This is a genomic window from Flavobacterium sp. CSZ (assembly GCF_015350725.1).
Taxonomy (GTDB): Bacteria; Bacteroidota; Bacteroidia; order Flavobacteriales; family Flavobacteriaceae; genus Flavobacterium.
In genome coordinates, this window is the sequence record NZ_JADKPQ010000002.1 from 59,810 (window position 1) to 86,566 (window position 26,757).

Here is a 26,757-nt window from a genome sequence, read left to right on the forward strand (position 1 = left end):
TGATTTTGATGACCTGTATTGCAACTCCGGTAATACTTGAATTAGTGCTTTTCTGGAATAATGATTCTTTTGCAAAAGGATTAAAAGCAATAGAAAAAAGCACTTCGTTAGTAATTTTTCCATTGTTTATAATTGGAAATTTTCAGCAGGTAAATTTTTTGAAGTTATTACAAGTTTATGTTTTCGGCACAACTTTGGTTTTGCTTTTTTTCTTCATTCGATTCAATGTTTTGTTTCCAGAATTAATGCATAAATATTTGAATGGTATCCATTTATGGGAAATGGGATATCAATTTGGGAATAGTTTAGGAATTCATGCTCCGGCGTTAAATATGCATCTGGCTTTTGTAAGCGTTTCTGCTTTTTATTTTCTAATTAAGAGTTTTAAAGATCATGAAAAATTTACACTCAAAGTAATAAGAATAATAATTTTTATATTTTCTTTTTTCTTTGTATTGTTTGTTAATACCAGATTGGCCTTAATAAATGTTTTTATAGGACTTTTGATCATTCTTTTTTATGCAGTGAAGCTGGATAATTTTAAAAAAGTAGCTTTAAAAAGTTTGCCAGTATTTATTTTATTAATTACCGTTTTGTTTTTATTTGTTCAAAAAGATCCATACATGAAAGAAAAGTATTCAAGCGTTAGCTTTGCTTATATGGATAAAGTGGGTAAGCTTGATGAGATCGATCATCCAGAGGTTAAAGTATTTAATTCTTTAGTTACCAGAGTTTCTATATGGAAATCTGCCTGGGAATTGTCATTAAAAAATCTCCCTTTTGGAGTAGGCGCTTCTGATGGAAAAAATGAATTAAATAAATACTATAAAGAAACCAATCAGCAGTTTTTGGCTAAATATGAATTTCCTACTCATAATCAATTTTTTGATTTTTTATTGAAGTTTGGAATTCTCGGACCTTTGGTGGTACTCTTTTATATTTCTATAATTGGATATTTGGGATTTGATCTAAAGAATGCTGTTATAATTTCATTTTTCATTATCTTTTTTACATCAAATCTAATGGATGATTTTTTGCTTCGTTTTGATGGAATTGCTTTCAGCGGGTTTTGGTTGTCCATTTTTTCAAGTTATTGGATGCAACAAAAATCAGCTCTTGTAAATAGTGATTAGTTCTTCAAAATTTTTATTTTTATCGAATAAGTCTACACATCTCTCAAAAGCTTTTTTAGCAAAAAAATTTCGATTTACAGAATTGCTCAGGATTTGAAAATACGGTTCCAGTTCTGAAATTTCATCAAATAGAAATCCTGTTTCATTATGAATCACAATATCTTTATTGCCAATTATATTGGTAGCAATAACAGGTTTTTCTAAAGCCATTGCTTCCAATATGGCTATTGGTAAACCTTCCCACAAAGAAGTTTGTAGATAAATATCAATATTATTGAGTTCTTTTAAAACCAGTTCATGATCAAAAAGCCAGCCAGTAACTCGAATATTTGGAGCGGTAATTGAAGATTTTAATTCCCCATCACCAATCCATACAAAATTGAATTCAGGAAAATTCAAGGCAATTTTATTAAAATGCTCAGGATTTTTTTGAAATGTAATTCTACCTAAAATTCCAATTGTAAGTTTTTTATTTTCATTTTCAAAACAATATTTTCTAATATCGTTAATATCAATTCCATTTCGAATTAACTTTGAGTTTCCAAATTTTTGTGCAATTTCAAATTCAGTATCTCCACACGCAATTGTTGTACCGCCAAATAGAGTTTGAAAACTTTGTTCTATTATTTTATACAATTTTTGAACTGATTCTGAAATATCTGTTCTAAGAAAAGAAAAGCCGTGAGGACTATAATAAAGTTTCTTTTTTTTGAGTAATAAGAAATAAGCAACACGCCCTAAAACCCCGGCTTTTGAGGAATGAAGATGAATTACATCTGGATTTATTCTTTTAAGCTCTTTTCTTAATTCATAAACCGATTTTAAATCCTGAAGCGGAGAAAACTCACGAACCATATTAATGTGGATGAGATTGACTCCATTTGAAAATTCGGACTTTATTTTCTGAGGATCAATTTCTTTTCGATTGCTACTGTATATGATAGTAGTTTCTATCTTTTTGTTTATTTCATCATCACCAAAGAAAGTTGATAAATCTCTAAAATACGTATAAACTCCTCCACCAAGAGCTTCTATAATGTGTACAACTTTCAAAACAGAGAATTTAATTGAGAGTAAAAATAGATAAATAAGCTTAATTATAATCTGAAAATTAAAAACTTCTTTCAAGATATGAGCTTAGGTCTAATTTAAAAGGCCAGATATTTTATTACATTTGTAGCTGTTTCATGGGGCTTTTAGTAGAAAAACAAACCCCTTAAAATGTTCAATAAAACCAAATATGAAAAGAATACTTATTACCGGAGCAGCAGGATTTTTAGGATCGCATTTGTGCGACAGATTCATTAAAGAAGGATATTATGTTATCGGGATGGATAATCTGATTACGGGAGATCTTAAAAACATAGAACATTTATTTAAGTTAGAACATTTCGAATTTTACCATCATGATATCACCAAGTTTGTTCACATTCCTGGTGATTTAGATTATATTTTACATTTTGCTTCACCGGCAAGTCCGATAGATTATTTAAAAATTCCAATTCAGACTTTAAAAGTAGGATCTTTAGGAACACATAATTTATTAGGATTAGCAAGAGTTAAAAATGCCAGAATTTTGATTGCTTCAACATCCGAGGTTTACGGAGATCCATTAGTTCACCCACAAACCGAAGAATATTACGGAAACGTAAATACAATAGGACCACGAGGTGTTTATGACGAAGCAAAACGTTTTCAGGAATCGATAACAATGGCGTACCATACTTTTCACGGAGTAGAAACAAGAATCGTACGTATTTTTAATACTTACGGGCCAAGAATGCGCTTAAACGACGGACGTGTAATTCCGGCTTTCATTGGTCAGGCGTTACGTGGAGAAGATTTAACCATTTTTGGAGACGGAATGCAAACACGTTCTTTCTGTTATGTAGATGATCAGGTGGAAGGTATTTTCAGGTTATTGCATTCAGATTATGTGTATCCGGTAAATATTGGAAATCCGGATGAAATCACCATTAAAGATTTTGCAGAAGAGATCATTAAATTAACCGGAACGAATCAAAAGGTAGTCTTTCATCCTTTACCAATAAATGACCCCTTACAACGCCAGCCAGACACCACAAAAGCAAAAGAGCTATTAGGTTGGGAAGCAAAAGTAAGCCGCTCTGAAGGAATGAAGATTACATATGATTATTTCAGGTCACTTTCTAAAGAAGAACTTTCAAAAGAAGAACACAAAGATTTTTCTAGTTATATCAAATAAAAAAACGGGCAAATATTAATTCGATATTTGCCCGTTTTCATTTTATTGAAGTTGGCTAAAAAGCATTATTTTCAATCAGTTCTTTCATTTGCTGATCCAGATTAAAATGACTTTTTGCATGAAGAAAAATATCCTTTTTCATCTTTTGAATTTCACCTTTTCCTAATTCAGAAATTTGTAGTAAAGTAGAATTTAATTGCTTAAAATCTTCAACAGGAACAACCCAACCCAGATTATTTTCTTCCACAATATTTTCTCCTTCACCACCACCAAAATAAAAAACAGGAAATCCCAAAGCACTGTATTCAAATATTTTTGAAGGAACAGAACCGTAAATTCTCGTTTTAAGCGGAACAAGGGCAATGTCTTGATCCTTTAAAGTTTCATGCAGAACATTTCGTTCCAACATTCCATGGAAAATTATTTTTTTAGTTGGATTTTGGCTGAGATAATTGACAATTTGATTTTTCTCTGCGCCATCACCAAAAATATGCAATTCGATATTTAAATTCTCTAAATTTAATTGCTGAATAAGGTCAAAAACACCTTGTGCAACACCAAGCAAACCAGCATAAAACAACTTAATTGGTTCGCGTGAATTGTCTTTTTCTTCAAGGAAATCCTCAGTAAAATGATCCGGATAATTCCGGTATAAAAAGCATTTTTTTTCTGGAAAAATAGAATTGATATGTTCAATTATTTCATTCGATTGCCCAAAGATATGTGTTGCTTTTTTATAAATAAAACGTTCAATAAAAAGCAGGATTTTATGTGAAATACTATTTTTCTTTAGTACCTGAAGTTCAATAGCAGCAGTTGGCCAAAGATCAGAAACATTAAGAATTATGGTTTTGCGTTTAAGCCAAAGTGTAAAAACAGAAATAAAAGAAAGCAACAATGGAGGTGATTGTACAATAACTTTTTTAGGCGTTGTGGCAAACAGCAAATAAAAAAATAAAGTCGTTGAGAATGATAATGTCGAAACAATTCGTTTAAAGATATTTGAACTATTACTAGGATAAATCCAAAGACGTTTTAGCGTGATATTCTGAATTTTCTCAGTAACCGAAAATCGGCCTTTATATTCTGGGAACAATTCCCCTTTTGGATAATTTGGCAACGGAGAAATCACCGAAACTTCATATCCGTTTTGATTCAGTTTTAAAGCCAGTTGTTCAATTCTATTAGCTGCAGCACCTTTTTCCGGCGGATAATAATTGGATATGATTAAAATGTCCTTCATTATTTTTTATCCAATAAAATTGAAATAATTCTTTCTGATGCTTTTCCGTCCCATAATTCAGGAATGCCACTTTTTCGTGGCCCATTTTTCAAGAACAGACCAAAAATTTTTTGTAAATTTTCTAATGAAGTTCCCACAATAGTATTAGAACCAATAGATTCTGTTTCAGGTCTTTCCGTATTATTTCGCATCGTAAAACATGGAATTCCCATAACGGTTGTTTCTTCCGAAATTCCTCCGCTATCGGTAATAACAGCAAAACTATTTTTAATCAAATACATAAAATTCAAATAACTTTGCGGTGAAACAAAAATGATGTTTTTGAATTTGGTCTCGCTTTCACTCAAAATCGCCTGCGTTCGTGGATGAATCGGGAACAGTATTTTTTTGTCAGTAACTAAATCATCAATTCCGTGAAGAAGCTCAAGAAGTGATGAAACTTCATCAACATTTCCGGGGCGATGTAAGGTTAGAATGATATAATTTTTTTCGTTTAATTGATTTTCTTCCCAAAAATCCGGCGCAAATATTCTATCGATATTTTGGTATAAAGTATCAATCATGACGTTACCCACAAAATGTACATTTTCAGGATCTGAACCCAATTTTAGCAAATTTTCTGAGGCAGAAGCTGAGGTAGTAAAAAAGTAATCGGTAATACTATCGGTCAACATTCTGTTGATTTCTTCTGGCATTGTTAAATCGCCTGAACGTATTCCGGCTTCGATATGCGCTACTTTTTTGTTGCATTTTTTGGCCACAATCGAACACGCCATAGTCGAATTGACATCTCCAACAACTAAAACCAAATCGCAAGGATTTTGAAGTAATTCTTTTTCAAAAGCAATCATAATCGCAGCGGTTTGTTCTGCCTGAGAGCCACTTTTTACTTCCAGATTTACATTTGGTTTCGGAATATTTAATTCTTCAAAAAAAGTATCGCTTAAGTTTTTATCGTAGTGCTGACCAGTATGAACCAATCGAAATGAAATAGCAACACCTTCATTTTGCTTGCTTTTTATGGCATTAATGATTGGTGCAATTTTTATAAAATTAGGTCTTGCACCAGCGATTATAGTGATTTTCATAGTTGGATTGGATTCTTTCTAAAAACTTTCTTTTGGCAAAAGTAAAGTTTAAATCGGAATTTGGATAAATTGAGATACTTTCTTGATGTTTAAATGATTTTTGAGTATATCAAAACTGATCTTGTCAGAATTGGAGGTAGCAATTTGCGACCTCCAATTCTCTGCTAATTTTCAAATAAGGAATTTGAATTAGCAATTTTTGATCTTAAAAAAGTAAGGAAAGTCAAGTTGATATTTTTAGTTTGATCATTTATCATTCTCTAAGGTCACAAAATGTGACCTTAGAGAATTCAGTAAAACTTGAAGTCGCAATTTGCGACTTCAAGTTTCAAGGTCGCAATTTGCGACCTTGAAAAAGTATGGGATTATTTTTTATAGCCAATTTTCACTCTTTCATTTTCATCTTCTTTCTTTTCAGTAAATTCATCTAAATAAGAAAAAACCAACTCAATATTCTTATCGTGATTCTCTAACTTCTTTTGAATCTGAAGTATATCAACTTTAATTTCTGTTGTATCGAGAAGCATTTGTCTCACTTTTGTGAAAATCCGTATAATCTGAATATTAGTTTGAATTGCTTTATCGCTTTTTAAAACGCTTGATAGCATTAAGACACCGTGTTCTGTAAAGGTAAAAGGAAGGTATTTTTGATATTTACCCCTTACTTTCTCTAAGGTCGCAATTTGCGACCTTAGAGAATTATGCTCAATTTCAGTAAGTTGAAACATAAAATCTTCTGGAAATCGAGATAAATTTCTTTTTACCTGTTCATTTAATGTTTTAGTTTCAACTTCATAAAGTAAAGCCAAATCACTATCAAGCATTACTTTTTGACCGCGAATAAAATATATTTTGTTAGAAATTGTTTCTTCAGAAAGTAAAGATTGATCCTCCATAAGTTTTAATTAAAAAAAAATGTAAGATTTTATTTGTATTTATAAATACGATTTGAATTGTTTTAGTTTTCCGCTTTTGCTTCTTTCTAAAACTGTTTTTTGGGTAAAAATAAAATTTAAATTGGGTTCAAGATACAAAGCAATTGCTTTTTCTATTTTTTGAATTTGTATGATATCTAATTCTTTTTCACTGACATATTCAATTTCAAAAGTATCCAATTGCGTTTGTTTGATAATAAATTCTTTGACATTTCCGTCATCTTCAATGATGCTTTTGGTTACGTAGTAAAAGGTTAATCCTGGAGATTTTTTTCCGCTTGGGAGAATTGCAATGTCATTGGTTCGTCCAATTAGTTTTTTAAGAATTGGTTTCTGTAGTGTACTTTTTTCGTCAAGAATTCCAATATCGCCAATTTCATATCGTATAAACGGATGCGCTTTATTAAACAGAGAAGTAATCACAATTCGGCCTTCTTCCCCGTAAGGGAGAACTTTATTATTTTCGTCTAAAATTTCAACAAAAAGGGTTTCAGCATTCACTTGCCATTCTCGTTGAGGGTTTTCAAAAGCAATCAAATCTAACTCGGATGCTCCATATTCGTTAATAATCGGAATTTCGAATTGTTTTTCTAAGAGTTTTTTATCCGATTCAAAAAGCATTTCCGAAGTAACGAAACACGCTTTTAAGGTGGGACAAATTTCATTTAAAATGATGTTTTTCTGTTCTAAATGTTTGGCAAATAAAACGATAGAACTGGTATAACCATTGATATAATCGAATTTTTTGGTTTTGAATTTCTGTAAAAATTTCTCCAGAATTGCATCAGATAAATCGAAAACCGGAAACCTGAAACGATGCGTCAGAAAATCTTTAAAGCGTTCTTTTTGATAACCAATAAAATCCATCGGAATACCATAAAAACGAGCCTGATACGAATGATTAAAATCAATACCAAACCAGCCAAAACGCATAATATTTGATGCCCAGGTCAAGGCATGAGAATATTTATCCTTTGCAAAAACAAAAGGAGTTCCGCTGGATCCTGATGTTTTGTTGAGGTATACATTTTTTTTTGAGTATCCTTTTGAAAGTCTTTCTTCAAGAGGTTTCTGTAAATTCTGTTTGTTCAAAATGGGTAAGTTTTCCCATTTCAAATCCGTTTTATTCCCTACTAATTCTTGATAAAATGAATTGTTTTTTAAATGAAAATCGACAATTTCTTCTTTTTTATTCGCAAGAAAAAAATCATATTCTTCTTCAGATAAATTCACGATTTTATCCATTTGAGCTTTGGCTTCCTTTATAGGAAAACCGTTTAATTGAAGCGAAATATCAAAAATAGAAATCATTTGAAGATATATTTTTCACCAAAAATAATATTATCAAATTACTAACAGAGAAGAATCAACAACTTTTTAAGATTTAATTATTTTTTACGTACAAAAGCAATTATTTTTGCACCACAACTAAATACAACAACACATGACAATTTTACTATTGGGATCAGGCGGAAGAGAACATGCTTTTGCATGGAAAATGATTCAGAGTCCGCTTTGCGAAAAACTTTTTGTTGCACCAGGAAATGCGGGAACAGCAGCAATTGCTACAAACGTTGCAATGTCTCCAACAGATTTTGATGCCATAAAAGCATTTGTAATTCAGGAAAATGTAAAAATGGTGGTCGTAGGGCCAGAAGATCCTTTGGTAAAAGGGATTTACGATTATTTTAAAAACGACGAAAGTTTACAGCATATCCCGGTTATCGGACCATCAAAATTAGGAGCTCAACTTGAAGGAAGTAAAGAGTTTGCTAAAGAATTCCTGATAAAACATAACATCCCGACTGCTGCTTACGACAGTTTTACTGCCGAAACGGTTGAAAAAGGATGTGAATTCTTAGAAACATTACAACCTCCGTACGTTTTAAAAGCAGACGGATTAGCAGCAGGAAAAGGAGTTTTGATTATTCAGGATCTTGAAGAAGCTAAAACTGAATTGCGAAACATGTTGGTTCACGAAAAATTTGGAGCAGCAAGTTCAAAAGTAGTAATCGAAGAATTCCTGGACGGAATTGAATTAAGCTGTTTTGTTTTAACTGACGGAAAAAGCTATAAAATTCTTCCAACAGCAAAAGACTACAAACGAATTGGAGAAGGAGATACAGGATTAAATACAGGCGGAATGGGAGCAGTTTCTCCGGTACCTTACGTTGACGCTGTTTTGATGGAAAAAATCGAAACCCGTATTGTAAAACCAACAATAGAAGGTTTCCAGAAAGACGGAATCGAATATAAAGGATTTGTATTTATTGGTTTAATCAATGTAAAAAACGAGCCAATCGTTATTGAATACAACGTGAGAATGGGAGATCCAGAAACTGAAGTTGTTGTGCCAAGATTAAAATCTGATTTGGTTGAGCTGTTCCAGTCAGTGGCAGATCAAAAATTAGATACTTTCGAGTTAGAAGTAGATCCAAGAAGTGCCACTACAATTATGGTAGTTTCCGGAGGATATCCTGAAGATTTCGAAAAAGGAAAAGTAATTACAGGTTTAGAAAATATTACCGATTCTATAGTTTTTCACGCAGGAACAAAATTAGATGGCGATAATGTCGTTAGTAATGGAGGACGTGTATTGACTGTAACATCGTACGGAGATGATTTTCAACAGGCCATAAAAAAATCTTACCAAAATATAGATAAACTAAATTTTGATAAGATGTATTTTAGAAAAGATATTGGTTTCGACTTACTTTAAGAAAGAGTGAGCCGTTGTATCTTGGTTTTCAGTTCCTGCAGCATCAAAAATACGTAATTGTTTAATCCAATATACGATTGCTGCAGAACAGATAATCATAAAAATCCAGTTAATAGTATTAGCACCAAACCATGTAATAAGTTCTAAATGACGTAAACCATCAAGTGGAGCAAATAAAATGTTAACGAATAAGTATTGTATTCCTTCGAAAAAAGCTTTCATAATTTATAAAATTATATGTTATTTATTGTTGTGTAACGCATTGAAGTTAAAATTCAGATAATAGAATCTTTTTTCAACTTGTTGGGTTTTCCTTTTTAAACAAGTATTATATTTACAATCACAAAAGTATAAAATATCCTTATGATAACAAGTGTTTTTAAAAAATCTACGCCATTAAATTATTCATTGGTCGTAATTTTAATACTGGTTTTCTTTTTTATTTTTCAAATCAAAGATCCATCATGGGTGAGTTCTTATTTTTTGGCGTTCCAAAAAGTAAGTTTACTACTGTTTATTTTAGCCTCTTTTTTCCTGGTTAATTTTATCGTAAAAAAGAACGGACTCAGTAAAGACAACGGTTACGCGATACTTTTCTATTTATTGTTTATATTATTTTTCCCCACGATTTTTAATAATGCGAATGTCATCTATGCTAACTTTTTTATCCTGTTAGCGCTTCGAAGATTAATTTCGCTACAATCCTTAAAAGCATCAAAAGAAAAAATATTTGATGCCTCTTTTTGGATTTTAATAGCCGCTTTATTTCAATTTTGGTGTATTCTTTTCCTGGTAGTGGTATTTATATCTATTGTTTTTCATGCTTCGAGAGATTATAGAAACTGGATTTTACCATTTATTGCGCTTATGGCGGTTTCAATAATCTTTTTATTGATCTCCCTGATATTCCATATCGATATAATAGAATTTTTTCAGAAACGAGCCGTAATCGATTTTGATATTATCTATTTCAAAAATAATTACGAAAACGGAGCACTTTCTATATATGTTGCAGTTGCTTTGTTTTTTGTAACATCAATGTTAACAACGTTGTCAAACAGACCTCAAATTGTACATTCTTCGTACAAAAAAATTGTAGCCTGTTTTTTTATAGCCGCTATTGTTTATATTGTTTCGCCAGATAAAAGCAACGATTTATTGTTGTTTAGCATTGCTCCTTTGACCATTATGGCAGCAAGCCACGTAGAGTATATGCAGCAAAAACTAAACAACGAAATTGTATTTTATGTACTGATTTTGTGTAGTTTATTTACCTATTTCTCTCAATTATAATTTACTTCCGTAAGCAAGATCACCTGCATCACCAAGACCAGGAATAATGTAGTTTTTCTCATTTAGTTTCTCGTCAAGAGAAGCCACCCATAAATGGCAGTTTTCAGGAAGACTTTTTTCAAGAAAAGCAATTCCTTCCGGTGCAGCAATAACCACCACAATATGAATCTCTTTTGGAGTTGCGTTTTGAATCAACTTTTCATGCACAGCCACAATAGACTGCCCAGTTGCCAACATTGGGTCAAGCAACAAAACTGTTTTATCATTGATGTTAGAAACGGCCTGATATTCTACCCGAATTTCGAATTCATGATCATTATTAGGATGATATCTGCAAGCAGAAACAAAACTATTTTCGGCATGATCAAAGTAATTCAAAAAACCATTATGAAGCGGCAATCCGGCTCTAAGAATAGAACATAAAACCAAATCACTTTCGATTTCGGTTGTTTTTTTAATACCAAGCGGAGTCTGAATTTCAACCTCTTTATACGATAAATCTTTGCTCAGCTCATAGGCCATAATTTCGCCAATTCGCTCTATATTTCTTCGAAAACGCATACTGTCGTTCTGAACGTTTATGTTTCTGATTTGACCTAAAAAATGATTTAATACGCTATTATTTTCAGAAATATAATGGATTTTCATAATAAAAATTTAGAATTATCAATGGGTTACAGTACGATAACGAAAATTTCATCGTTTTATTCGCACGATAAAAGTATAAAAAGTATCTTTGTAACTCTAACAAATAAACACATGTTTTCAAAATTAGCATATTCTGTTTTCGAACAAAGCATCAAAGATTATCATCAATTTGATAATGTAGATCAACCTATAAACAACCCTTATCCTAAGGATAAATTCGAACATTTATTATATCTAAAAAACTGGATTGATACAGTTCAATGGCATTTTGAAGATATTATTCGTGATCCGCAAATCGATCCCGTAGCAGCGCTTACTTTAAAAAGAAGAATCGATGCCTCAAATCAGGAACGTACAGATATGGTAGAATATATCGATAGTTATTTTTTACAAAAATACAGCGATGTAAAAGTAAAAGACGGTGCAAAAATCAACTCTGAAAGTCCAGCCTGGGCTTTTGACAGATTGTCTATTCTCGCTTTAAAAATTTATCATATGCATGAAGAAGCTACTCGTGCAGAGGCTTCCCAAGAACACAGAGATAAATGTCAGGAAAAACTAAACATCCTTTTAGAACAAAGAAGCGACTTATCAACAGCGATTGATGATTTGCTTGCTGATATTGAAAACGGAGATAAATTCATGAAAGTGTACAAACAAATGAAAATGTACAATGACGACGAATTGAATCCTGTTTTATACCAAAATAAGAAATAATTACTGGAGCTATTTCCAGCTTTCCATTTCATCCCGATAGCTATCGGGACACAAAAAAATAGAGTTTCTATTGTTCAAAAAAGAGCTTCCGTTGGTCGCTTTTTTTAAACAAGAAACTTTATTTTTTTTCTGCGGGATTTTCATTTCAATCTGGGCTAAAAAAACAGACCAGAAAGAGCAGAATTTAATTTTTAAAAGTCAAAAATTGTCCAATAAAATTAAACATATAGCCGTCATGAGACTTTCCGCAATGGGAGATGTCGCCATGACGGTTCCTGTTTTACGCGCCTTTGTAAAACAGTATCCAGAGGTAAAAATTACCGTAATTTCACGTCCGTTTTTCAAGCCATTTTTTGACGGAATCCAAAATCTAAACTTTTTTGCTTTTGATGAAAAAGAAAGACACAAAGGTTTTTCAGGACTTTTGAGATTGTTCCGAGATGTGAAAAAGCTCAAAATTGATACTTTTGCAGATCTTCATAATGTTTTAAGATCCAAAATCGTGAGTTTACTTTTCGCTTTAAGCGGAAAAAAAAGAGCCACAGTTGATAAAGGTCGTGAAGGTAAAAAAGAGCTAACACGCGCCGAAAATAAAGTATTCAGGCAATTGCCAACAATGTTCGAAAGACATGCAAAAGTCTTCGAAAAACTTGGTTTTCCTTTAGATTTATCTAATCCTGAATTTCCTGAAAAGGCAATTTTAAGCTCAGATATTCTCGAGATTATCGGCGATAAAAACTCAAAATTAATTGGTATTGCGCCTTTTGCACAATATGATTCTAAGGTTTATCCGCAGGATTTAATGCAGGAAGTTATCGCAAAACTGGCTGATAATAAAGAGTATAAAATATTACTTTTTGGAGGAGGAAAGAAAGAAATCGAAATTCTGGATTCATTTGCAAAACCATTTGAAAATGTAATTAATATGGCTGGAAAAATTAAATTTCAGCAAGAATTACAATTGATTAGCAATCTCGATGTAATGCTTTCTATGGATTCCGGAAATGCTCATATTGCAGCAATGTTGGGTTTAAAAGTAATCACGCTTTGGGGCGCAACACATCCGTACGCAGGATTTTTGCCTTTCAATCAAACGATGGAAAATGCTTTAACTTCAGATCGAAATCAATATCCGCAATTGCCAACATCGGTCTACGGAAACAAAATTGTCGAAGGCTATCAGGATGCAATGAGAACCATACTTCTGGATGAGATTGTAAATAAAATTCAGAGTCTTTTGTAAATTATAGCAGACTAAATCTCAATAAAAAAATTCCAAATTCCAACTTTTACAATTGGAATTTGGAATTTTTTTTATTGGATTTTAAATTTTTTATAAATCAAGAAAAAGATATCCCATTGCTTTCTTTTTGTTTCTATCGACTACAACTTCTACAAAATGATTTTCTTTTTCTGTAGCGAGCAAAATGTGCTCAAAATCTTCGGTTGAGTTTCTGTAAACTTTATGAACCAATTCAGATTCTTTAATTTTTTTCGATAAAATTTTAGCGGCTTTTAATTCACTCACATAAGGCCAAATATTAAAAAAACTGTCATTAGATGATATTTCTGTCATTCTATCAATCATTGATGAACGATATTTTTCTGCCGAAAGTAATTTAGGTGCTTTTCGATTTCTTCTTTTTTTAATAATGAAGTAAATACAAAAGCAGGATGTTATTACAAAAAGTAGAATAAAAGAGAGGCGGAGATAATGATGCATTGCCATAATATTTAAATTTTAGGTTGACAATCAGAGATAGCTCTACAATCTCACAAAAGAAGAGGTTGCGAATACCGTAATTTCACCTCTAATATAATAAAAATTTGGCAATATTTTAGCAATATTTTGGTTTTATTACAATCTAAACTAGAGCTAAATTTTCTCGTCTCTACATCTGCTGTAAATATAACTTTTAAGATTCGAAATCGTAGCTTCATAATTATGAGCTTCATAATTAGGAGCTTCAAAACCAAATCGTTCGTGCTCCATTTGCTCTTTTTCGATGGCATTACAGCCTTTTATAACTTCTTTGAGCATGTCTAGCATCGCCAGTTCTTTATTGTTCGTTTTTTGATATTTAAACTCGACAATTTCATCCTGAAGTTCTTCGCAATATTCTACAAGTTTCTCAACTTCAGGTTCATCTAAAAGATATTGCTTGCTTTTAAAAATTTCTCGTACAGATCTCATAAAAATAAATTCCAATTTTGCAAAGATTGCTGCTAATTATCAAACAAAAAAAAATCCAAATCCCAATTGTAAGTTTGGAATTTGGAATTTAAATATCTTTGGAATTTTAACCTCTACACATCATCATAATCTACATAAATAGACTCTGATGTTGGATGCGCTTGACACGTTAAAATCAAACCTGCAGCAATTTCTTTATCTGTCAAAATGGAGTTTTTAGTCATTTCGGCACTTCCTGAAGTTACACGAGCAAGACAGCTGCTGCAAATTCCACCCTGACAAGAATATGGAGCGTCGATTCCTTGTTTTAAAGCTGCATCTAGTATCGTTTGTTTTTGAGACATTTCGAACGAAACTTCGTCATCATCTACTAAAACAGTGATTTTTGTATGTCCTTCTAATGAAGCTTTTATTTCATTTTCCTGAGATGAAGAAGTAAAAAGCTCAAACTTAATCGCTGATTCTTTTACGTTTTTCTCTTTCAAAATTGCAGAAACCGTATTGATCATTTCTTCAGGTCCGCACAAGAAAAATTTATCAAATTGTAATTCTTTGTGTTTGTTGTTCAGAACAAAATTCACTGCCGATTTTTCGATTCTTCCAAACAAAGCATTTTCGGCTTTAGCCTGACTAAAAACATAATGCACGAAAAAACGACCTACATATTGTAATTGCAAATCATGTAATTCCTGGTAAAAAATAGTTTCTTCAGGCGTTTTATTTCCATAAACTAATACAAATGAACTTTTTGGCTCACTTTTCAAAACCGATTTTATGATCGAAAGAACAGGAGTTATTCCGCTTCCGGCAACAAAAGCTGCGTAATTTTTTTGTCTTTCAGCATCTGGTTCAAAAGTAAATACCCCTTCAGGATGACCTACTTCAAGAACATCACCGGCTTTAAGTCTTGTATTTGCAAATTGAGAAAACAAACCATTTTTTACTGCTTTTACTGCAATTCGCAATTCGCCGCTTTCTGGTGCAGAACAAATAGAATATGCACGACGAATTTCTTGATTATCAAGAGTTAATTTTAAATTTATGTATTGCCCGGCTATAAATTTATAGTCTGGTTTTAGTTCTTCGGGAACATTAAAAAGTACAGAAACCGCGTCGCTTGTTTCGCGTTTTACCTCTTTAATTATAAGTTTTAAGAATGAAGGCATGATTGTATATTTTATGCAAAAGTAGCAAACGGAGATTAAATGTCAGGCACGAAATAATTATTTTTAACTTTTTTTGTAACGTTTAGCTACATTTGATCTCTTACTACAAAACTGAAAACCAAATAACCATGATTAAAAAGTTTATTTATCTCGAATGGAAGGCCTTTACCAGATCTGCATCCTTTGGTACTAATGTGGCAATGAAAATTTTAATGGGTTTTTTGATGGTCTATTTCTCGGTACTTTTTATCGGGATGGGCGTTGGAGCATTTTATGTATTACGAAAAATGAATCTCGAACCCTTATCGACTATCAATCAATTTCTAATTTATTATTTTTTGTTTGATCTTGTAGTACGCTTGTTAATGCAGGCGATTCCGGTATTGAATATCAAACCATTATTGGTTTTACCTTTCAAAAAAACAACCATTGTTCATTTCTCATTAGGCAAAACAGCTTTGTCTTTTTTTAACTGGGTTCATGCCCTTTTCTTCATTCCCTTTTCGATTGTGCTAGCCATGGAAGGTTATGATATTACAGGAATTATTTTTTGGCTTTTAGCGGCATTTTCCTTAGTATATATCAACAATTTTCTGAATATTATTTTAAGTAATATCGATAAATTATTTGTTGTTTTTATAGCAATAATTATGGCTTTGGCAGTTGCGCAATATTATAAAATATTTGATATTACGACATTTACAACACCTGTTTTTCAGGGATTTTATGCCACAAAAGGACTCTTTATAATTCCACTTTTGCTATTAGCCGGATTGTATGCATTTACCTTTAAGTATTTCAAAAACAATCTGTTTTTGGATGCCGGACTTTCTAAAAAAGAAGATATCGCTAGAACCGAAAACCTTTCATGGCTGAATCAGTTTGGAACTTTAGGAACCTTTCTAAAAAATGATATCAAACTGATTAAGAGAAACAAAAGGTCAAAAACTACCATATTTATGAGTATCTTCTTTTTGTTCTACGGTTTTATATTTTTCGGAAACACGCATCAGCCAGAGGTCATGCATATTTTTGCCGGAATCTTTGTTTCGGGAGGATTTTTATTCGTCTTTGGTCAGTTTGTGCCAAGTTGGGATAGTTCGTATTATCAATTAATGATGACACAAAACATTCCGTATCGTGGTTATATTACTTCAAAATGGTGGCTGATTGTTATTGGTACCATTATTTCAACCATAATTGCCTCCTTTTATCTTTTCTTCGGATGGGAAATTTATCTAACTATCGTTATTGGAGCCATTTATAACATTGGGGTAAACTCTCACTTAGTACTTCTGGGCGGAGCATTTACAAAAACGCCTATCGATTTAAGTTCGGCCGGCGGTGCTTTTGGAGACAAAAAAGCCTTTAATGTTAGTGCCATGTTATTGACTTTGCCAAAATTATTATTGCCATTAGGACTCTATGCAATTGGTCTTTATTTAGGAAACAAAACCATCGGATTAGCATTAGTTGCCGGTGCCGGAGTTTTAGGTTTTATCTTAAAAGACAAGGTATTTTCATTAATCGAAAAAAGATATAAAATCGAAAAATACAGTACGATAAGTGCTTATAAACAAAAGAACTAATTAGAAAATAGGTCAATTTGATAATGAAATAATTTATCAAATAAAATCGGAATATTAAAAAACATGCTGGAGATTTTTAAATCTAAATCAGCAATATAAAATCTAACATCATCATGATACAAGTAAATCAACTTTCAAAAAAATATAACGGAACAACAGTTTTAAACATTAACAACCTTGAGATTCCAAAAGGACAGAGCTTTGGTTTAGTGGGTAATAACGGAGCGGGAAAAACGACTTTCTTTAGTTTATTATTAGACCTTATTCAGCCTTCGACAGGTAATATTACAAGTAATTCTATTCAGGTAAATGCCAGCGAAAACTGGAAATCTTTTACCGGATCTTTTCTTGATGAAAGTTTCCTGATTGGATATTTAACACCAGAAGAATACTTCTATTTTATTGGAGATTTACGCCATCAAAATAAAGCCGATATAGATGCTTTATTGAAGCAGCATGAAGAATTTTTTAATGGAGAAATCCTGAATAACAAAAAATATTTAAGAGATTTATCAAAAGGAAATCAGAAAAAAGTGGGGATAATTGCCACACTTATAGGAAATCCTGAAGTGGTAATCCTGGACGAACCTTTTGCAAATTTAGATCCAACAACTGTAAGCCGATTAAAAAAAATAATAAAAGATTTAGCCGATAATCCAAATGTTACAGTACTGGTTTCCAGTCATGATTTGCTGCATACAGTAGAGGTTTGCGACAGAATTGTGGCACTTAACAAAGGTGAAGTGGTGAAAGATATTCAAACTTCAAAAGAAACCTTACAAGAACTGGAATCGTTTTTTGCGGTTTAAATATTCTATATTTCAAAAAGAAGCGTATTTTTACAAGTCAATATACTAAAAGTACATTTTAGAAGTTAATTGATTTAAACTCTTTTCTATTGAAAAAGAATACTCTTAAATATAGTTTTTTTCTGGTCTTTTTGTTTCTTTTGATAGCCTGTTCTACCAAGAAAAACACTTTTTTGTCTAGAAATTCACATGCCTTAAGTACAAAATATAATATTTTGTACAACGGCGGTATTGGCCTGGATAAAGGATTAAAGTCCATACAGGCCAATAATCAGGATAATTTCTGGAAGACTTTGCCTATCGAAAAAATGCAGGTTGATGAAAATTTTTCTGAAGAAGAAAAAGCTAAAAATCCTGATTTTGAAAAGGCAGAAACCAAAGCAACAAAAGCCATCCAGAAACACTCCATGAATATTGGAGGAAGAGAGCGAAATTCACAAATCGATGAAGCTTATTTAATGCTTGGAAAAGCGCGATATTATGATCAGCGCTTTATTCCGGCTCTTGAAGCATTCAATTATATTTTATATAAATATCCTAATAGCAGTAATATTTATACAGCAAAAATCTGGCGCGAAAAAACAAATATGCGTTTAGGAAATGACGCTATTGTTTTAAAGAACATTAAACTCTTATTAAAAAATACAGATTTAGATAAACAGACTTTTTCAGACGCAAATGCTTTATTAGCGGAAGCTTTTTTAAATTTAGAACAAAAAGACAGTGCTGTTGCGAAATTGAGAATTGCCGAAGAATTTACAAAAGTAAACGAAGAGAGAGCGCGTTACCGTTTTATTTTGGGCCAGATGTATCAGGAAGCCGGAAAAAAAGACAGCGCAAATTATTTTTATGATGGGGTAATCGATATGAATCGAAAAGCCGATCGTAAATATATGATGCATGCTTATGCTAAAAAAGCCGAAATGTTTGATTACGATAAGGATAATAAGCAATTGTTTCTAAAGGCATTTAATGATCTGGTTACAGACCGTGAAAACCGACCTTATTATGATATCCTTTTTTATCAAATGGGTGTTTTTTATGATAACTATAAGGTACAGGATAGTGCGCTGATATTCTATAATAAATCTTTGTTCAGGAAATCTAAAGATCCGTATTTGGTAGCTTCGACTTATCGCAATATTGGGAACATGTATTTTAAAAATACAGATTATACAATGGCTGCCAAATACTATGACAGTACATTGGTAAAACTGGACCCTAAAACAAGGGAATATGCGTTTATCCAAAAAAACAGAAAAAATCTGGATAACGTAATTAAGTATGAAGGAATTGCAAAACGAAACGACAGTATAATTAAGGTATATGGTTTACCGGCACCCGACAGAAAATTATACTTTGAAAATTACATTGCAGAGCTTAAAAAGAAAGACGAAGCAAAACGTATTTTAGAAGAAAGAGAAAAGGAACGATTAGCCAATATAGATCGTAATACAAATTTGGGTAATGAGCCAACTGCTGTAAATCCAAATTCTTTAGGAAAACCACCTTCTGATCCTGAAGGTATTCTGCCACCGTCTGGAAACAATTCTGCCAGTACTTTTTATTTTTATAACCCAACAACAGTTGCTTACGGAAAACTGCAATTCAAGAAATTATGGGGTAATAGAACTTTGGGCGGAAATTGGAGATTGGCTGCAGTAAAATCTGCAAATAATGCTGCGATGAACGATTCATTAAGTATTGCTCAGGAAGCGGCAGATAAACTAAAAGATTCTATTGTTGTCGAAAAATATACAACTGCTTTTTATGAAAAACAGCTTCCAAAAACAAAATCTGCCATAGATAGTATTGGAGTAGAACGTAATTTCGCATATTATCAATTAGGACTTATTTATAAAGAGAAATTCAAGGAATATAATTTGGCAAGTGCTAAATTAGAACAGCTATTAAAAAATAATCCGGAGGAAAAATTGATTTTGCCATCGATGTATAATTTGTACAAAATATACCAGATTACAAATCCGGCAAAAGCTGAAGCTATAAAAATGGATATCAGTTCTAAATATCCAAATTCGAGATACGCACAAATTTTAAATAATACCAACTCAGAAGATTTGGCATCTGCAGATAAAGAGTATCAAAAATGGTACAAACTATTTCAGGAAGAACAGTTTGACACCGTTTTAGATAATATTGATAATCTGATCAATCAATATTCTGGTGACGAAATTGTTTCTAAATATGAATTACTTAAAGCAAACACTTTAGGAAAGGTAAATGGTCTTGCAGCGTATAAAAATGGTTTAGAGAATGTTGCGGATAATTATCCAAATAGTGACGAAGGTAAAAATGCAAGAGAAATTCTGGAAAAGCAAATTCCAGGTTTAGAAAAACTAGATTTTACATCAGTTGATAGCAAAAACTGGAAAATTTTATATTTAGTTCCTAATAACGATTCTAAAACCCGTAAAAAAATCGAAGAAGCGATTAAAGTATTTTTGTTAGTTGAAAATTATGAAAGATTAACCACATCTTTCGACAAATACAACAGAACAGAAAGTTTTATAGTTGTTCATGGTTTAAAATCAGAGGCTTATGCCAAGGATATTTCCGGAGTTTTTAGAGATGATAAAAAGTATCAAATATCAAATCAGCCAATTATCATCTCAAGTGATAATTATAAATTGATCCAGATTAAGAAAAATCTCGAAGCCTACTTAGCCCCCAAAACCCCATAATCCCCATAATCATGTTTGATAAAGTTAAAAAAAACGGAACAGAACTCTTAGGTAAAACAAACAGAATTGTAGAAGGCACCTCTATAATAGGTGATATTGTTTCTAAAGCCGATTTTAGATTAGACGGCGAATTGATAGGAAACTTTACTTCGCAAGGAAAATTAGTGATAGGCGCCTCAGGCGTTGTAAGAGGAGAAATTGTTTGTAATAATGCTGATATCGAAGGAGAATTTCAGGGAAAAATCAAAGTTTTAGAAGTACTTAATATAAAGGCATCTGCACAAATTCATGGCGAAGTTGCTGTAGGAAAACTGTCTATCGAACCAGGAGCCGATTTTACAGCGACTTGTACGATGTTAACAAATAATCCAAAAGAAGTAACGCTAAAAGATGGAAAAGGAACCGAACAAAAACAGAAGGAATAAATGGATGCCGCTTATTAATATTCCTGTTCAAATGGGAATTATTATTTTCGTGTTCTCTTATTTCGGTACATGGTTAGATGAAAATCATCCAAGCCCAAAGGTGTATTATAATACAATCTTTGTAATGCTGGGTGTTGGACTTGCCTTGTATAATGTTATTCGTCAGGTAAATGACATTAACAAAACAAAGTGATTTTTGTCATTGAAAGCATTTGATAAAAAGTGCATCTTTGCATAAAATTATTTTTCCAATGCTTTCAAAAAATTACAAATCCATTTTACATTTATTCTTTTTTGCTTTGGCAGCTTATGTTTTGCATAAAGCAGCTTTTTTAGTTTTAGATTTAAACAGTCAAACCTTTTATTATAGTATAGAATTTTTGTATTTGATTTTTTTCGGATTATCAGCATTATTATACCTTATATTATTAATAGTAAAAAAGAAAAATTTTGAGATTGTTGGAATGGCTTTTCTGTTCGGAACTTTTACTCAAATGTTAATAGGATATTTAATTTTAAGACCGATTTTGGAAAACCATAGTGCAGAGGTTATGGTTGAAAAGATCAATTTTTTTATAACATTTATTTTGTTTTTGTTATTTGAGACGCTTTTAACTGCCCGATTATTAAATGAAAAGCGTTAAAATAGGGATTCTGTAAAAAAGGGTTCAAAAATAATTTTTCATATCCTTTTGAATATTAATAAAAAATGTACCTTTGCACCAAATTTTAGAAACGTAAAAAATAAGATTTTTAACAGATATGGTGATTTCAAACAAACCGCTCAAATTTATTCTTGCAGCTTTAGTAGCTTGTTCTCCTGTAATGAGTTTTGCAAATTCAGAGAATGACTCAACGCATGTACAGACTGAAACTGCTCATGAAGAGAAAGTAATTTCACATAACGCTCCTGTAGAAGGCGAGCATGAAGCTCTGGATCCAAAAGCAAAAGTAGACGCTTTTATTGATCATCACTTACAGGATTCTCATGATTTTGTTTTCTTTTCAGATGAAAAAGAAAATAAACATTATGGTTTCCCATTACCAGTTATCCTTATTGATGGAGGTTTGAAAATTTTCTCATCTTCAAAATTACACCATGGTGCAGAAGTTGCAGAAGTTGATGGTAACTTCTATAAATTAGTTCACGGTAAAATTTACAAAACAGATGCTGCCGGTACCATTACTTTTAATGAGCACGGACATCCTGAAAACGAAAAGCCATTAGATTTTTCTATTACAAAAAATGTAGTGTCAATGCTTTTTGTTGCAGTACTATTATTCATAATGTTTACTGGTTTAGCAAAATCATATAAAAAAGGACCAATCCCAACTGGATTTGGTAGAGTATTAGAACCGCTTATCATTTTCATCAGAGATGAAATCGCTGTTCCAAATATTGGTGAGAAAAAATACAGAAAATATATGGGTTACCTATTAACCGTATTTTTCTTTGTGTGGTTGTTAAACTTATTAGGTATGACTCCACTAGGAATAAACGTTACAGGAAATATTGCCATCACAGTTTGTTTGGCTGCGTTTACTTTCTTGATTACTCAGTTTAGTGCAAACAAAGATTATTGGGGACACATTTTCTGGATGCCTGGAGTTCCAGTTCCAATGAAAATTATTTTAGCTCCAATCGAAATCTTAGGAACATTAACAAAACCATTTGCATTATTAATTCGTTTGTATGCAAACATTACTGCAGGTCACGTAGTAATTATGAGTTTGATCGCAATGATCTTTGTAGGTAAAAATTTAGCTGCAGATTTGCCAATCTCTTTAGGATTAACATTATTTATTTCGGTTATCGAAGTTTTAGTTGCATTTTTACAGGCGTTCATTTTCACAATGTTATCTTCATTGTTTATTGGTATGGCTGTTCAGGATCACGATCACGATCATGGTCACGAAGAAGAAAATGTAATCATTTAATTTAGAAGTTTAATTTTATATATATAAATAGTTATGGGAACAATTCCAACTTTAGTAGGTGCTGGATTAGTAGTAATCGGAGCAGGTTTAGGTTTAGGTAAAATCGGTGGATCTGCTATGGACGCTATTGCTCGTCAGCCAGAAGCTGCTGGTAAAATTCAAACTGCGATGATTATTATCGCGGCTTTATTAGAAGGTTTAGCATTTGCTGCTTTAATCTTAGGAAAATAATAAAGAAAGAAATAACAACATCTTTAACGGTTGGTTAAAGGTGTTGTTACTTTTAAAAAAAGAAATTAAATATTTAATATAGTTATAAAATGGATAAGTTAATTAACGATTTTTCATTCGGTTTATTCTTTTGGCAAGCTTTAATCTTGTTGGTTTTAATTTTGCTTTTAGTAAAATTTGCCTGGAAACCAATTATGGAATCTATTACCGCAAGAGAAGAAGGTATTAAAAATGCATTACTTTCTGCTGAAAATGCAAAAAGAGAAATGGAAAACTTGCAAGCTGACAATCAAAGAATTTTGAATGAAGCTCGTGCAGAACGTGACGCGATGCTAAAAGAAGCTCGTGAGATGAAAGAGAAAATGATTGCTGATTCTAAAAACGAAGCACAAGAAGCTGGTCAAAAAATGATCGCTCAGGCGAAAGCGGCTATCGAAAGTGAAAAAAATGCTGCTATGGCTGAATTGAAATTACAAGTTTCGACTTTATCATTAAGCATTGCTGAAAAATTGTTGAAAGAAGAACTATCTAACAAAGAATCTCAAACTAAATTAGTAGAGAAAATGTTAGGTGACGTAAAGTTAAACTAAGATTATGGCAAGTACAAGAGCAGCAATTCGTTATGCAAAAGCAATTCTAGACTTAGCAAACTCTAAAGGTGTTGCCGAAGCTGTCAATAACGATATGAAGTCGATTGCAACAGCAATTGATACAAATGTAGAATTGAGTACATTTATTCAAAACCCAACTACAAAAGTTGAAGTTAAGGAAAGTGCTCTTATCGAAGTTTTTGCAGATGTAAATGGAGTAACCAAAGGTTTGTTTCATTTATTATTTGAAAACAAAAGATTTGAAATTCTTGAAGCAATTGCTTTAGAATATAAAAAATTATTTGATGAAGGAAATGGAGTTGAAGTAGCAAAAGTTACCACAGCAGTTCCTATGGATGCAGCTTTAGAAGCTAAAGTTTTGGCAAAAGTAGCTACATTATCAGATAAAAAGGTAACAATAGAAAATATCGTAGATCCATCCATCATTGGAGGATTTATTTTAAGAATAGGTGATCAACAATACAATGCATCTGTTGCAAACAGATTGCAGGTATTAAAAAGAGAGTTAAGTAATTAGTTTTATTACACATAAAAGTGTCTAAATTATAAATTAAGATGGCGGAAATCAAACCTGCTGAAATTTCAGCAATATTAAGAAAGCAAGTAGAAGGTTTTGAATCTGGTGCTACGCTAGAAGAAGTAGGAACAGTACTTCAAGTTGGAGACGGTATTGCTCGTATTTACGGGCTATCGAATGTACAATATGGTGAGTTAGTTGAATTTGACAACGGACTTGAAGCTATTGTATTGAACCTTGAAGAAGACAATGTTGGTGTGGTACTTTTAGGACCATCAACTGGAATCAAAGAAGGATCAACAGCAAAAAGAACACAACGTATTGCATCTCTTAAAGTAGGTGAGCAAATGGTAGGACGTGTAGTAAACACTCTTGGTTTTCCAATTGATGGAAAAGGACCAATTGGTGGAGACTTATACGAAATGCCTTTAGAAAGAAAAGCACCTGGTGTTATCTTCCGTCAGCCAGTAACTGAGCCATTACAAACAGGAGTAAAAGCAGTAGATGCTATGATCCCGGTTGGTCGTGGACAACGTGAGCTTGTAATTGGTGACCGTCAAACAGGTAAATCAACTGTTTGTATCGATACGATCTTAAATCAAAAAGAATTTTACGATGCAGGAAAACCTGTATTCTGTATATATGTTGCAATTGGGCAAAAAGCTTCAACTGTAGCAGGAATCGCTAAAATGTTAGAAGAAAAAGGTGCAATGGCTTATACAGTTATTGTTGCAGCTAATGCTTCTGATCCGGCTCCAATGCAAGTTTATGCTCCTTTCGCAGGTGCTGCAATTGGAGAGTACTTTAGAGATTCAGGTCGTCCTGCACTTATTGTGTATGATGATTTATCTAAACAAGCTGTTGCTTATCGTGAGGTTTCTCTTTTATTAAGAAGACCACCGGGACGTGAGGCATATCCTGGAGACGTTTTCTACTTACACTCTCGTTTATTAGAGCGTGCTTGTAAAGTAATTGCTGATGACGGAATTGCTAAAAACATGAACGATTTACCAGATTCTATCAAGTCTATCGTAAAAGGTGGTGGTTCATTAACTGCATTGCCAATTATCGAAACTCAGGCTGGTGACGTTTCTGCATATATCCCAACAAACGTAATTTCGATTACAGATGGTCAGATTTTCCTTGATGGAGATTTGTTCAACTCTGGAGTTCGTCCTGCGATTAACGTAGGTATCTCTGTATCTCGTGTTGGAGGTAATGCTCAGATTAAATCAATGAAAAAAGTTTCAGGAACTTTAAAATTAGACCAGGCTCAATTCCGTGAATTAGAAGCTTTCGCTAAATTTGGTTCTGACTTGGATTCAGTTACTTTAAACGTAATTGAAAAAGGTAAAAGAAACGTTGAGATCTTGAAACAAGGTTTAAATGATCCTTATACTGTAGAAAATCAAGTAGCTATTATTTACGCTGGTTCTAAAAACTTATTAAGAAACGTTCCTGTAAATAAAGTAAAAGAGTTTGAAGCTGATTTCTTAGCTTACTTAAACAGTAAACATAAAGATACGCTTAACGCTTTGAAAGCTGGTAAATTAGATGACAACATTACTGATGTTATCGAAAAAGCAGCAAAAGAAATTTCAGCAAAATATAACTAATAAGATAATTGGTTGATTAGATAATTAGAAAGGGTTTAACGCTCTTCTAATTATCTAATTTTCAAATTGTCACATTTTCTAATTAATAGATGGCAAATTTAAAGGAAATCCGTAATAGAATTACTTCCGTTTCATCGACGATGCAAATTACATCGGCAATGAAAATGGTTTCTGCTGCAAAGCTTAAGAAAGCACAAGATGCAATCACTGCAATGCGCCCTTATGCCGAGAAATTAACGGAGTTGTTGCAAAACCTTTCTGCTACACTGGACGGTGAAGTTGGAGGAGATTATACAACACAACGTGAAGTAAAAAAAGTATTGCTTGTAGCTATAACTTCAAACAGAGGTTTATGTGGTGCATTCAATTCAAATATTATAAAAGAGGTTAAAAATCGTTCTGCTTTTTATGCCGGAAAACAAGTTGATGTTTTTCCTATTGGTAAAAAAGGAAATGATGTATTAAGTAAATCTCATAAAGTTCACGGTCACCATAATGCAATTTTCGATCATTTAACTTTTGAAAATGTTGCCGGAATTGCTGATAACTTAACTCAGAAATTTTTATCTGGAGAATACGACAGAATCGAATTGATTTACAATCAGTTTAAAAATGCTGCTACACAAATCGTTCAAACAGAACAATTTTTACCGTTAGCGCCAATTAAATCTGATGTACCGGTTTCTACAGGAGATTATATTTTTGAACCTTCAAAAGAAGAAATTGTGTTGACATTGATTCCTAAATCATTAAAAACACAATTATACAAAGGTATTCGTGATTCATTTGCTTCAGAACACGGAGCGCGTATGACAGCAATGCACAAAGCAACTGACAACGCAACTGAATTAAGAAACCAATTGAAATTGACTTACAATAAAGCACGTCAGGCATCTATTACCAATGAGATCCTTGAGATCGTTGGTGGAGCAGAAGCTTTGAACGGATAATTTGTTCAG

Annotated in this window: 28 protein-coding genes; 18 read left to right on the top strand and 10 right to left on the bottom strand. The window is 32.5% G+C overall.

Annotated features, from left to right (window positions below):
• Positions 1-8 precede the first annotated feature (8 nt).
• Positions 9-1,133, top strand: a complete 1,125-nt coding sequence (locus IRZ78_RS02430) for an O-antigen ligase family protein (RefSeq protein ID WP_228520341.1) — start codon at positions 9-11, stop codon at positions 1,131-1,133.
• Here IRZ78_RS02430 and IRZ78_RS02435 read toward each other — a convergent pair.
• On the bottom strand, positions 1,110-2,186 hold the full coding sequence (locus tag IRZ78_RS02435) for a glycosyltransferase (RefSeq protein WP_194615017.1): 1,077 nt from the start codon (positions 2,184-2,186) through the stop codon (positions 1,110-1,112). The genes IRZ78_RS02430 and IRZ78_RS02435 overlap by 24 nt on opposite strands.
• Positions 2,187-2,373: 187 nt before the next feature.
• On the opposite strand from IRZ78_RS02435, the gene IRZ78_RS02440 reads away from it, so the two are divergent.
• Entirely contained in the window at positions 2,374-3,357 is a 984-nt protein-coding gene (locus IRZ78_RS02440) for a UDP-glucuronic acid decarboxylase family protein (protein ID WP_194615018.1), read from the top strand.
• Between the two features lie 55 nt (positions 3,358-3,412).
• Here the strand turns inward: IRZ78_RS02440 and IRZ78_RS02445 are convergent, their stop codons facing one another.
• The 4 genes from IRZ78_RS02445 to IRZ78_RS02460 form a co-directional block, all read right to left on the bottom strand.
• The gene (locus tag IRZ78_RS02445) at positions 3,413-4,600 is read right to left on the bottom strand and encodes a glycosyltransferase family 4 protein (RefSeq protein WP_194615019.1); all 1,188 of its coding nucleotides are present in this window, start codon (positions 4,598-4,600) and stop codon (positions 3,413-3,415) included.
• Positions 4,600-5,688 (bottom strand): UDP-N-acetylglucosamine 2-epimerase (non-hydrolyzing), encoded by a 1,089-nt coding sequence (gene wecB / locus IRZ78_RS02450; protein WP_194615020.1) that lies wholly within the window; start codon positions 5,686-5,688, stop codon positions 4,600-4,602. Before wecB ends, IRZ78_RS02445 begins: the two co-directional genes overlap by 1 nt.
• Positions 5,689-6,053: 365 nt before the next feature.
• Positions 6,054-6,584: an ORF6N domain-containing protein gene (locus IRZ78_RS02455; RefSeq protein WP_194615021.1), complete on the bottom strand. Its 531-nt coding sequence runs from the start codon at positions 6,582-6,584 to the stop codon at positions 6,054-6,056.
• A 39-nt stretch (positions 6,585-6,623) separates the two neighbouring features.
• Positions 6,624-7,934 carry a phenylacetate--CoA ligase family protein gene (locus IRZ78_RS02460; protein ID WP_194615022.1) on the bottom strand — a complete coding sequence of 437 codons (1,311 nt, stop codon included), beginning with the start codon at positions 7,932-7,934 and terminating at the stop codon, positions 6,624-6,626.
• Positions 7,935-8,067: 133 nt separating this feature from the next.
• On the opposite strand from IRZ78_RS02460, the gene purD reads away from it, so the two are divergent.
• The gene (purD, locus tag IRZ78_RS02465) at positions 8,068-9,342 is read left to right on the top strand and encodes a phosphoribosylamine--glycine ligase (protein ID WP_194615023.1); all 1,275 of its coding nucleotides are present in this window, start codon (positions 8,068-8,070) and stop codon (positions 9,340-9,342) included.
• Here the strand turns inward: purD and IRZ78_RS02470 are convergent.
• The gene (locus IRZ78_RS02470) at positions 9,334-9,564 is read right to left on the bottom strand and encodes a uracil phosphoribosyltransferase (RefSeq protein ID WP_194615024.1); all 231 of its coding nucleotides are present in this window, start codon (positions 9,562-9,564) and stop codon (positions 9,334-9,336) included. The two genes, purD and IRZ78_RS02470, sit on opposite strands and share 9 nt — an antisense overlap.
• Before the next feature lie 141 nt (positions 9,565-9,705).
• On the opposite strand from IRZ78_RS02470, the gene IRZ78_RS02475 reads away from it, so the two are divergent.
• Positions 9,706-10,635, top strand: coding sequence for a DUF6427 family protein (locus IRZ78_RS02475; protein ID WP_194615025.1), 930 nt, complete (start codon positions 9,706-9,708; stop codon positions 10,633-10,635).
• Here IRZ78_RS02475 and upp read toward each other — a convergent pair.
• Positions 10,630-11,283 (bottom strand): uracil phosphoribosyltransferase, encoded by a 654-nt coding sequence (upp, locus tag IRZ78_RS02480; protein ID WP_194615026.1) that lies wholly within the window; start codon positions 11,281-11,283, stop codon positions 10,630-10,632. The two genes, IRZ78_RS02475 and upp, sit on opposite strands and share 6 nt — an antisense overlap.
• A 111-nt stretch (positions 11,284-11,394) precedes the next feature.
• Here upp and IRZ78_RS02485 point away from each other — a divergent pair, with 111 nt between their 5' ends.
• Together IRZ78_RS02485 and IRZ78_RS02490 are read left to right on the top strand one after the other, a co-directional pair.
• Positions 11,395-12,000 (top strand): DUF4254 domain-containing protein, encoded by a 606-nt coding sequence (locus tag IRZ78_RS02485; RefSeq protein WP_194615027.1) that lies wholly within the window; start codon positions 11,395-11,397, stop codon positions 11,998-12,000.
• A 235-nt stretch (positions 12,001-12,235) separates the two neighbouring features.
• Positions 12,236-13,243 (top strand): glycosyltransferase family 9 protein, encoded by a 1,008-nt coding sequence (locus IRZ78_RS02490; RefSeq protein ID WP_194615028.1) that lies wholly within the window; start codon positions 12,236-12,238, stop codon positions 13,241-13,243.
• A 90-nt stretch (positions 13,244-13,333) separates the two neighbouring features.
• On the opposite strand, the gene IRZ78_RS26055 is transcribed toward IRZ78_RS02490, so the two are convergent.
• From IRZ78_RS26055 to IRZ78_RS02505, 3 genes are all read right to left on the bottom strand, one after another.
• Positions 13,334-13,576, bottom strand: coding sequence for a hypothetical protein (locus IRZ78_RS26055; protein ID WP_228520342.1), 243 nt, complete (start codon positions 13,574-13,576; stop codon positions 13,334-13,336).
• Positions 13,577-13,876: 300 nt separating this feature from the next.
• Positions 13,877-14,194, bottom strand: a complete 318-nt coding sequence (locus IRZ78_RS02500; RefSeq protein ID WP_194615030.1) for a hypothetical protein — start codon at positions 14,192-14,194, stop codon at positions 13,877-13,879.
• Between the two features lie 113 nt (positions 14,195-14,307).
• Positions 14,308-15,360, bottom strand: a complete 1,053-nt coding sequence (locus IRZ78_RS02505; RefSeq protein WP_194615031.1) for a ferredoxin--NADP reductase — start codon at positions 15,358-15,360, stop codon at positions 14,308-14,310.
• Between the two features lie 128 nt (positions 15,361-15,488).
• On the opposite strand from IRZ78_RS02505, the gene IRZ78_RS02510 reads away from it, so the two are divergent.
• The 12 genes from IRZ78_RS02510 to atpG all read left to right on the top strand — a co-directional run bounded on the left by IRZ78_RS02510 (position 15,489) and on the right by atpG (position 26,748).
• On the top strand, positions 15,489-16,949 hold the full coding sequence (locus IRZ78_RS02510; RefSeq protein ID WP_194615032.1) for a DUF5687 family protein: 1,461 nt from the start codon (positions 15,489-15,491) through the stop codon (positions 16,947-16,949).
• Positions 16,950-17,062: 113 nt separating this feature from the next.
• Complete coding sequence (locus tag IRZ78_RS02515) at positions 17,063-17,758, top strand: ABC transporter ATP-binding protein (protein ID WP_194615033.1); 696 nt, start codon at positions 17,063-17,065, stop codon at positions 17,756-17,758.
• Positions 17,759-17,847: 89 nt separating this feature from the next.
• Complete coding sequence (locus IRZ78_RS02520; protein WP_194615034.1) at positions 17,848-20,460, top strand: tetratricopeptide repeat protein; 2,613 nt, start codon at positions 17,848-17,850, stop codon at positions 20,458-20,460.
• Positions 20,461-20,471: 11 nt separating this feature from the next.
• On the top strand, positions 20,472-20,885 hold the full coding sequence (locus tag IRZ78_RS02525; protein ID WP_194615035.1) for a polymer-forming cytoskeletal protein: 414 nt from the start codon (positions 20,472-20,474) through the stop codon (positions 20,883-20,885).
• Complete coding sequence (locus tag IRZ78_RS02530; RefSeq protein WP_194615036.1) at positions 20,851-21,078, top strand: AtpZ/AtpI family protein; 228 nt, start codon at positions 20,851-20,853, stop codon at positions 21,076-21,078. Before IRZ78_RS02525 ends, IRZ78_RS02530 begins: the two co-directional genes overlap by 35 nt.
• A gap of 58 nt (positions 21,079-21,136) precedes the next feature.
• Positions 21,137-21,529, top strand: a complete 393-nt coding sequence (locus IRZ78_RS02535) for a hypothetical protein (RefSeq protein ID WP_194615037.1) — start codon at positions 21,137-21,139, stop codon at positions 21,527-21,529.
• 118 nt (positions 21,530-21,647) lie between these two features.
• Entirely contained in the window at positions 21,648-22,823 is a 1,176-nt protein-coding gene (gene atpB, locus IRZ78_RS02540) for a F0F1 ATP synthase subunit A (RefSeq protein WP_194615038.1), read from the top strand.
• 33 nt (positions 22,824-22,856) lie between these two features.
• A complete protein-coding gene (atpE, locus tag IRZ78_RS02545; RefSeq protein WP_008465835.1) occupies positions 22,857-23,054 on the top strand; it encodes an ATP synthase F0 subunit C in 198 nt (65 codons plus the stop codon).
• A gap of 89 nt (positions 23,055-23,143) precedes the next feature.
• On the top strand, positions 23,144-23,644 hold the full coding sequence (locus IRZ78_RS02550; RefSeq protein ID WP_078006590.1) for a F0F1 ATP synthase subunit B: 501 nt from the start codon (positions 23,144-23,146) through the stop codon (positions 23,642-23,644).
• A 4-nt stretch (positions 23,645-23,648) separates the two neighbouring features.
• Complete coding sequence (gene atpH, locus IRZ78_RS02555; protein ID WP_194615039.1) at positions 23,649-24,182, top strand: ATP synthase F1 subunit delta; 534 nt, start codon at positions 23,649-23,651, stop codon at positions 24,180-24,182.
• A gap of 38 nt (positions 24,183-24,220) precedes the next feature.
• Positions 24,221-25,798 carry a F0F1 ATP synthase subunit alpha gene (gene atpA / locus IRZ78_RS02560; RefSeq protein WP_053472983.1) on the top strand — a complete coding sequence of 526 codons (1,578 nt, stop codon included), beginning with the start codon at positions 24,221-24,223 and terminating at the stop codon, positions 25,796-25,798.
• An 89-nt stretch (positions 25,799-25,887) separates the two neighbouring features.
• Positions 25,888-26,748, top strand: a complete 861-nt coding sequence (gene atpG, locus IRZ78_RS02565) for an ATP synthase F1 subunit gamma (protein ID WP_078006589.1) — start codon at positions 25,888-25,890, stop codon at positions 26,746-26,748.
• The last annotated feature ends 9 nt before the right edge of the window (positions 26,749-26,757 follow it).

Bases quoted from the DNA above. Each gene is read 5' to 3' on its own strand.
- IRZ78_RS02430 (WP_228520341.1), top strand. From the start codon at position 9: ATGACCTGTATTGCAACTCCGGTAATACTTGAATTAGTGCTTTTCTGG.
- wecB (WP_194615020.1), bottom strand. From the start codon at position 5,688: ATGAAAATCACTATAATCGCTGGTGCAAGACCTAATTTTATAAAAATT.
- IRZ78_RS02490 (WP_194615028.1), top strand. From the start codon at position 12,236: ATGAGACTTTCCGCAATGGGAGATGTCGCCATGACGGTTCCTGTTTTA.
- IRZ78_RS02530 (WP_194615036.1), top strand. From the start codon at position 20,851: ATGGAAAAGGAACCGAACAAAAACAGAAGGAATAAATGGATGCCGCTT.
- IRZ78_RS02470 (WP_194615024.1), bottom strand. From the start codon at position 9,564: ATGAAAGCTTTTTTCGAAGGAATACAATACTTATTCGTTAACATTTTA.
- atpB (WP_194615038.1), top strand. From the start codon at position 21,648: ATGGTGATTTCAAACAAACCGCTCAAATTTATTCTTGCAGCTTTAGTA.
- atpE (WP_008465835.1), top strand. From the start codon at position 22,857: ATGGGAACAATTCCAACTTTAGTAGGTGCTGGATTAGTAGTAATCGGA.
- IRZ78_RS02455 (WP_194615021.1), bottom strand. From the start codon at position 6,584: ATGGAGGATCAATCTTTACTTTCTGAAGAAACAATTTCTAACAAAATA.
- IRZ78_RS02510 (WP_194615032.1), top strand. From the start codon at position 15,489: ATGATTAAAAAGTTTATTTATCTCGAATGGAAGGCCTTTACCAGATCT.
- atpG (WP_078006589.1), top strand. From the start codon at position 25,888: ATGGCAAATTTAAAGGAAATCCGTAATAGAATTACTTCCGTTTCATCG.
- IRZ78_RS02535 (WP_194615037.1), top strand. From the start codon at position 21,137: ATGCTTTCAAAAAATTACAAATCCATTTTACATTTATTCTTTTTTGCT.
- atpA (WP_053472983.1), top strand. From the start codon at position 24,221: ATGGCGGAAATCAAACCTGCTGAAATTTCAGCAATATTAAGAAAGCAA.
- upp (WP_194615026.1), bottom strand. From the start codon at position 11,283: ATGAAAATCCATTATATTTCTGAAAATAATAGCGTATTAAATCATTTT.
- IRZ78_RS02505 (WP_194615031.1), bottom strand. From the start codon at position 15,360: ATGCCTTCATTCTTAAAACTTATAATTAAAGAGGTAAAACGCGAAACA.
- IRZ78_RS26055 (WP_228520342.1), bottom strand. From the start codon at position 13,576: ATGACAGAAATATCATCTAATGACAGTTTTTTTAATATTTGGCCTTAT.
- IRZ78_RS02550 (WP_078006590.1), top strand. From the start codon at position 23,144: ATGGATAAGTTAATTAACGATTTTTCATTCGGTTTATTCTTTTGGCAA.
- atpH (WP_194615039.1), top strand. From the start codon at position 23,649: ATGGCAAGTACAAGAGCAGCAATTCGTTATGCAAAAGCAATTCTAGAC.
- IRZ78_RS02445 (WP_194615019.1), bottom strand. From the start codon at position 4,600: ATGAAGGACATTTTAATCATATCCAATTATTATCCGCCGGAAAAAGGT.
- IRZ78_RS02475 (WP_194615025.1), top strand. From the start codon at position 9,706: ATGATAACAAGTGTTTTTAAAAAATCTACGCCATTAAATTATTCATTG.
- purD (WP_194615023.1), top strand. From the start codon at position 8,068: ATGACAATTTTACTATTGGGATCAGGCGGAAGAGAACATGCTTTTGCA.
- IRZ78_RS02440 (WP_194615018.1), top strand. From the start codon at position 2,374: ATGAAAAGAATACTTATTACCGGAGCAGCAGGATTTTTAGGATCGCAT.
- IRZ78_RS02485 (WP_194615027.1), top strand. From the start codon at position 11,395: ATGTTTTCAAAATTAGCATATTCTGTTTTCGAACAAAGCATCAAAGAT.
- IRZ78_RS02515 (WP_194615033.1), top strand. From the start codon at position 17,063: ATGATACAAGTAAATCAACTTTCAAAAAAATATAACGGAACAACAGTT.
- IRZ78_RS02500 (WP_194615030.1), bottom strand. From the start codon at position 14,194: ATGAGATCTGTACGAGAAATTTTTAAAAGCAAGCAATATCTTTTAGAT.
- IRZ78_RS02460 (WP_194615022.1), bottom strand. From the start codon at position 7,934: ATGATTTCTATTTTTGATATTTCGCTTCAATTAAACGGTTTTCCTATA.
- IRZ78_RS02525 (WP_194615035.1), top strand. From the start codon at position 20,472: ATGTTTGATAAAGTTAAAAAAAACGGAACAGAACTCTTAGGTAAAACA.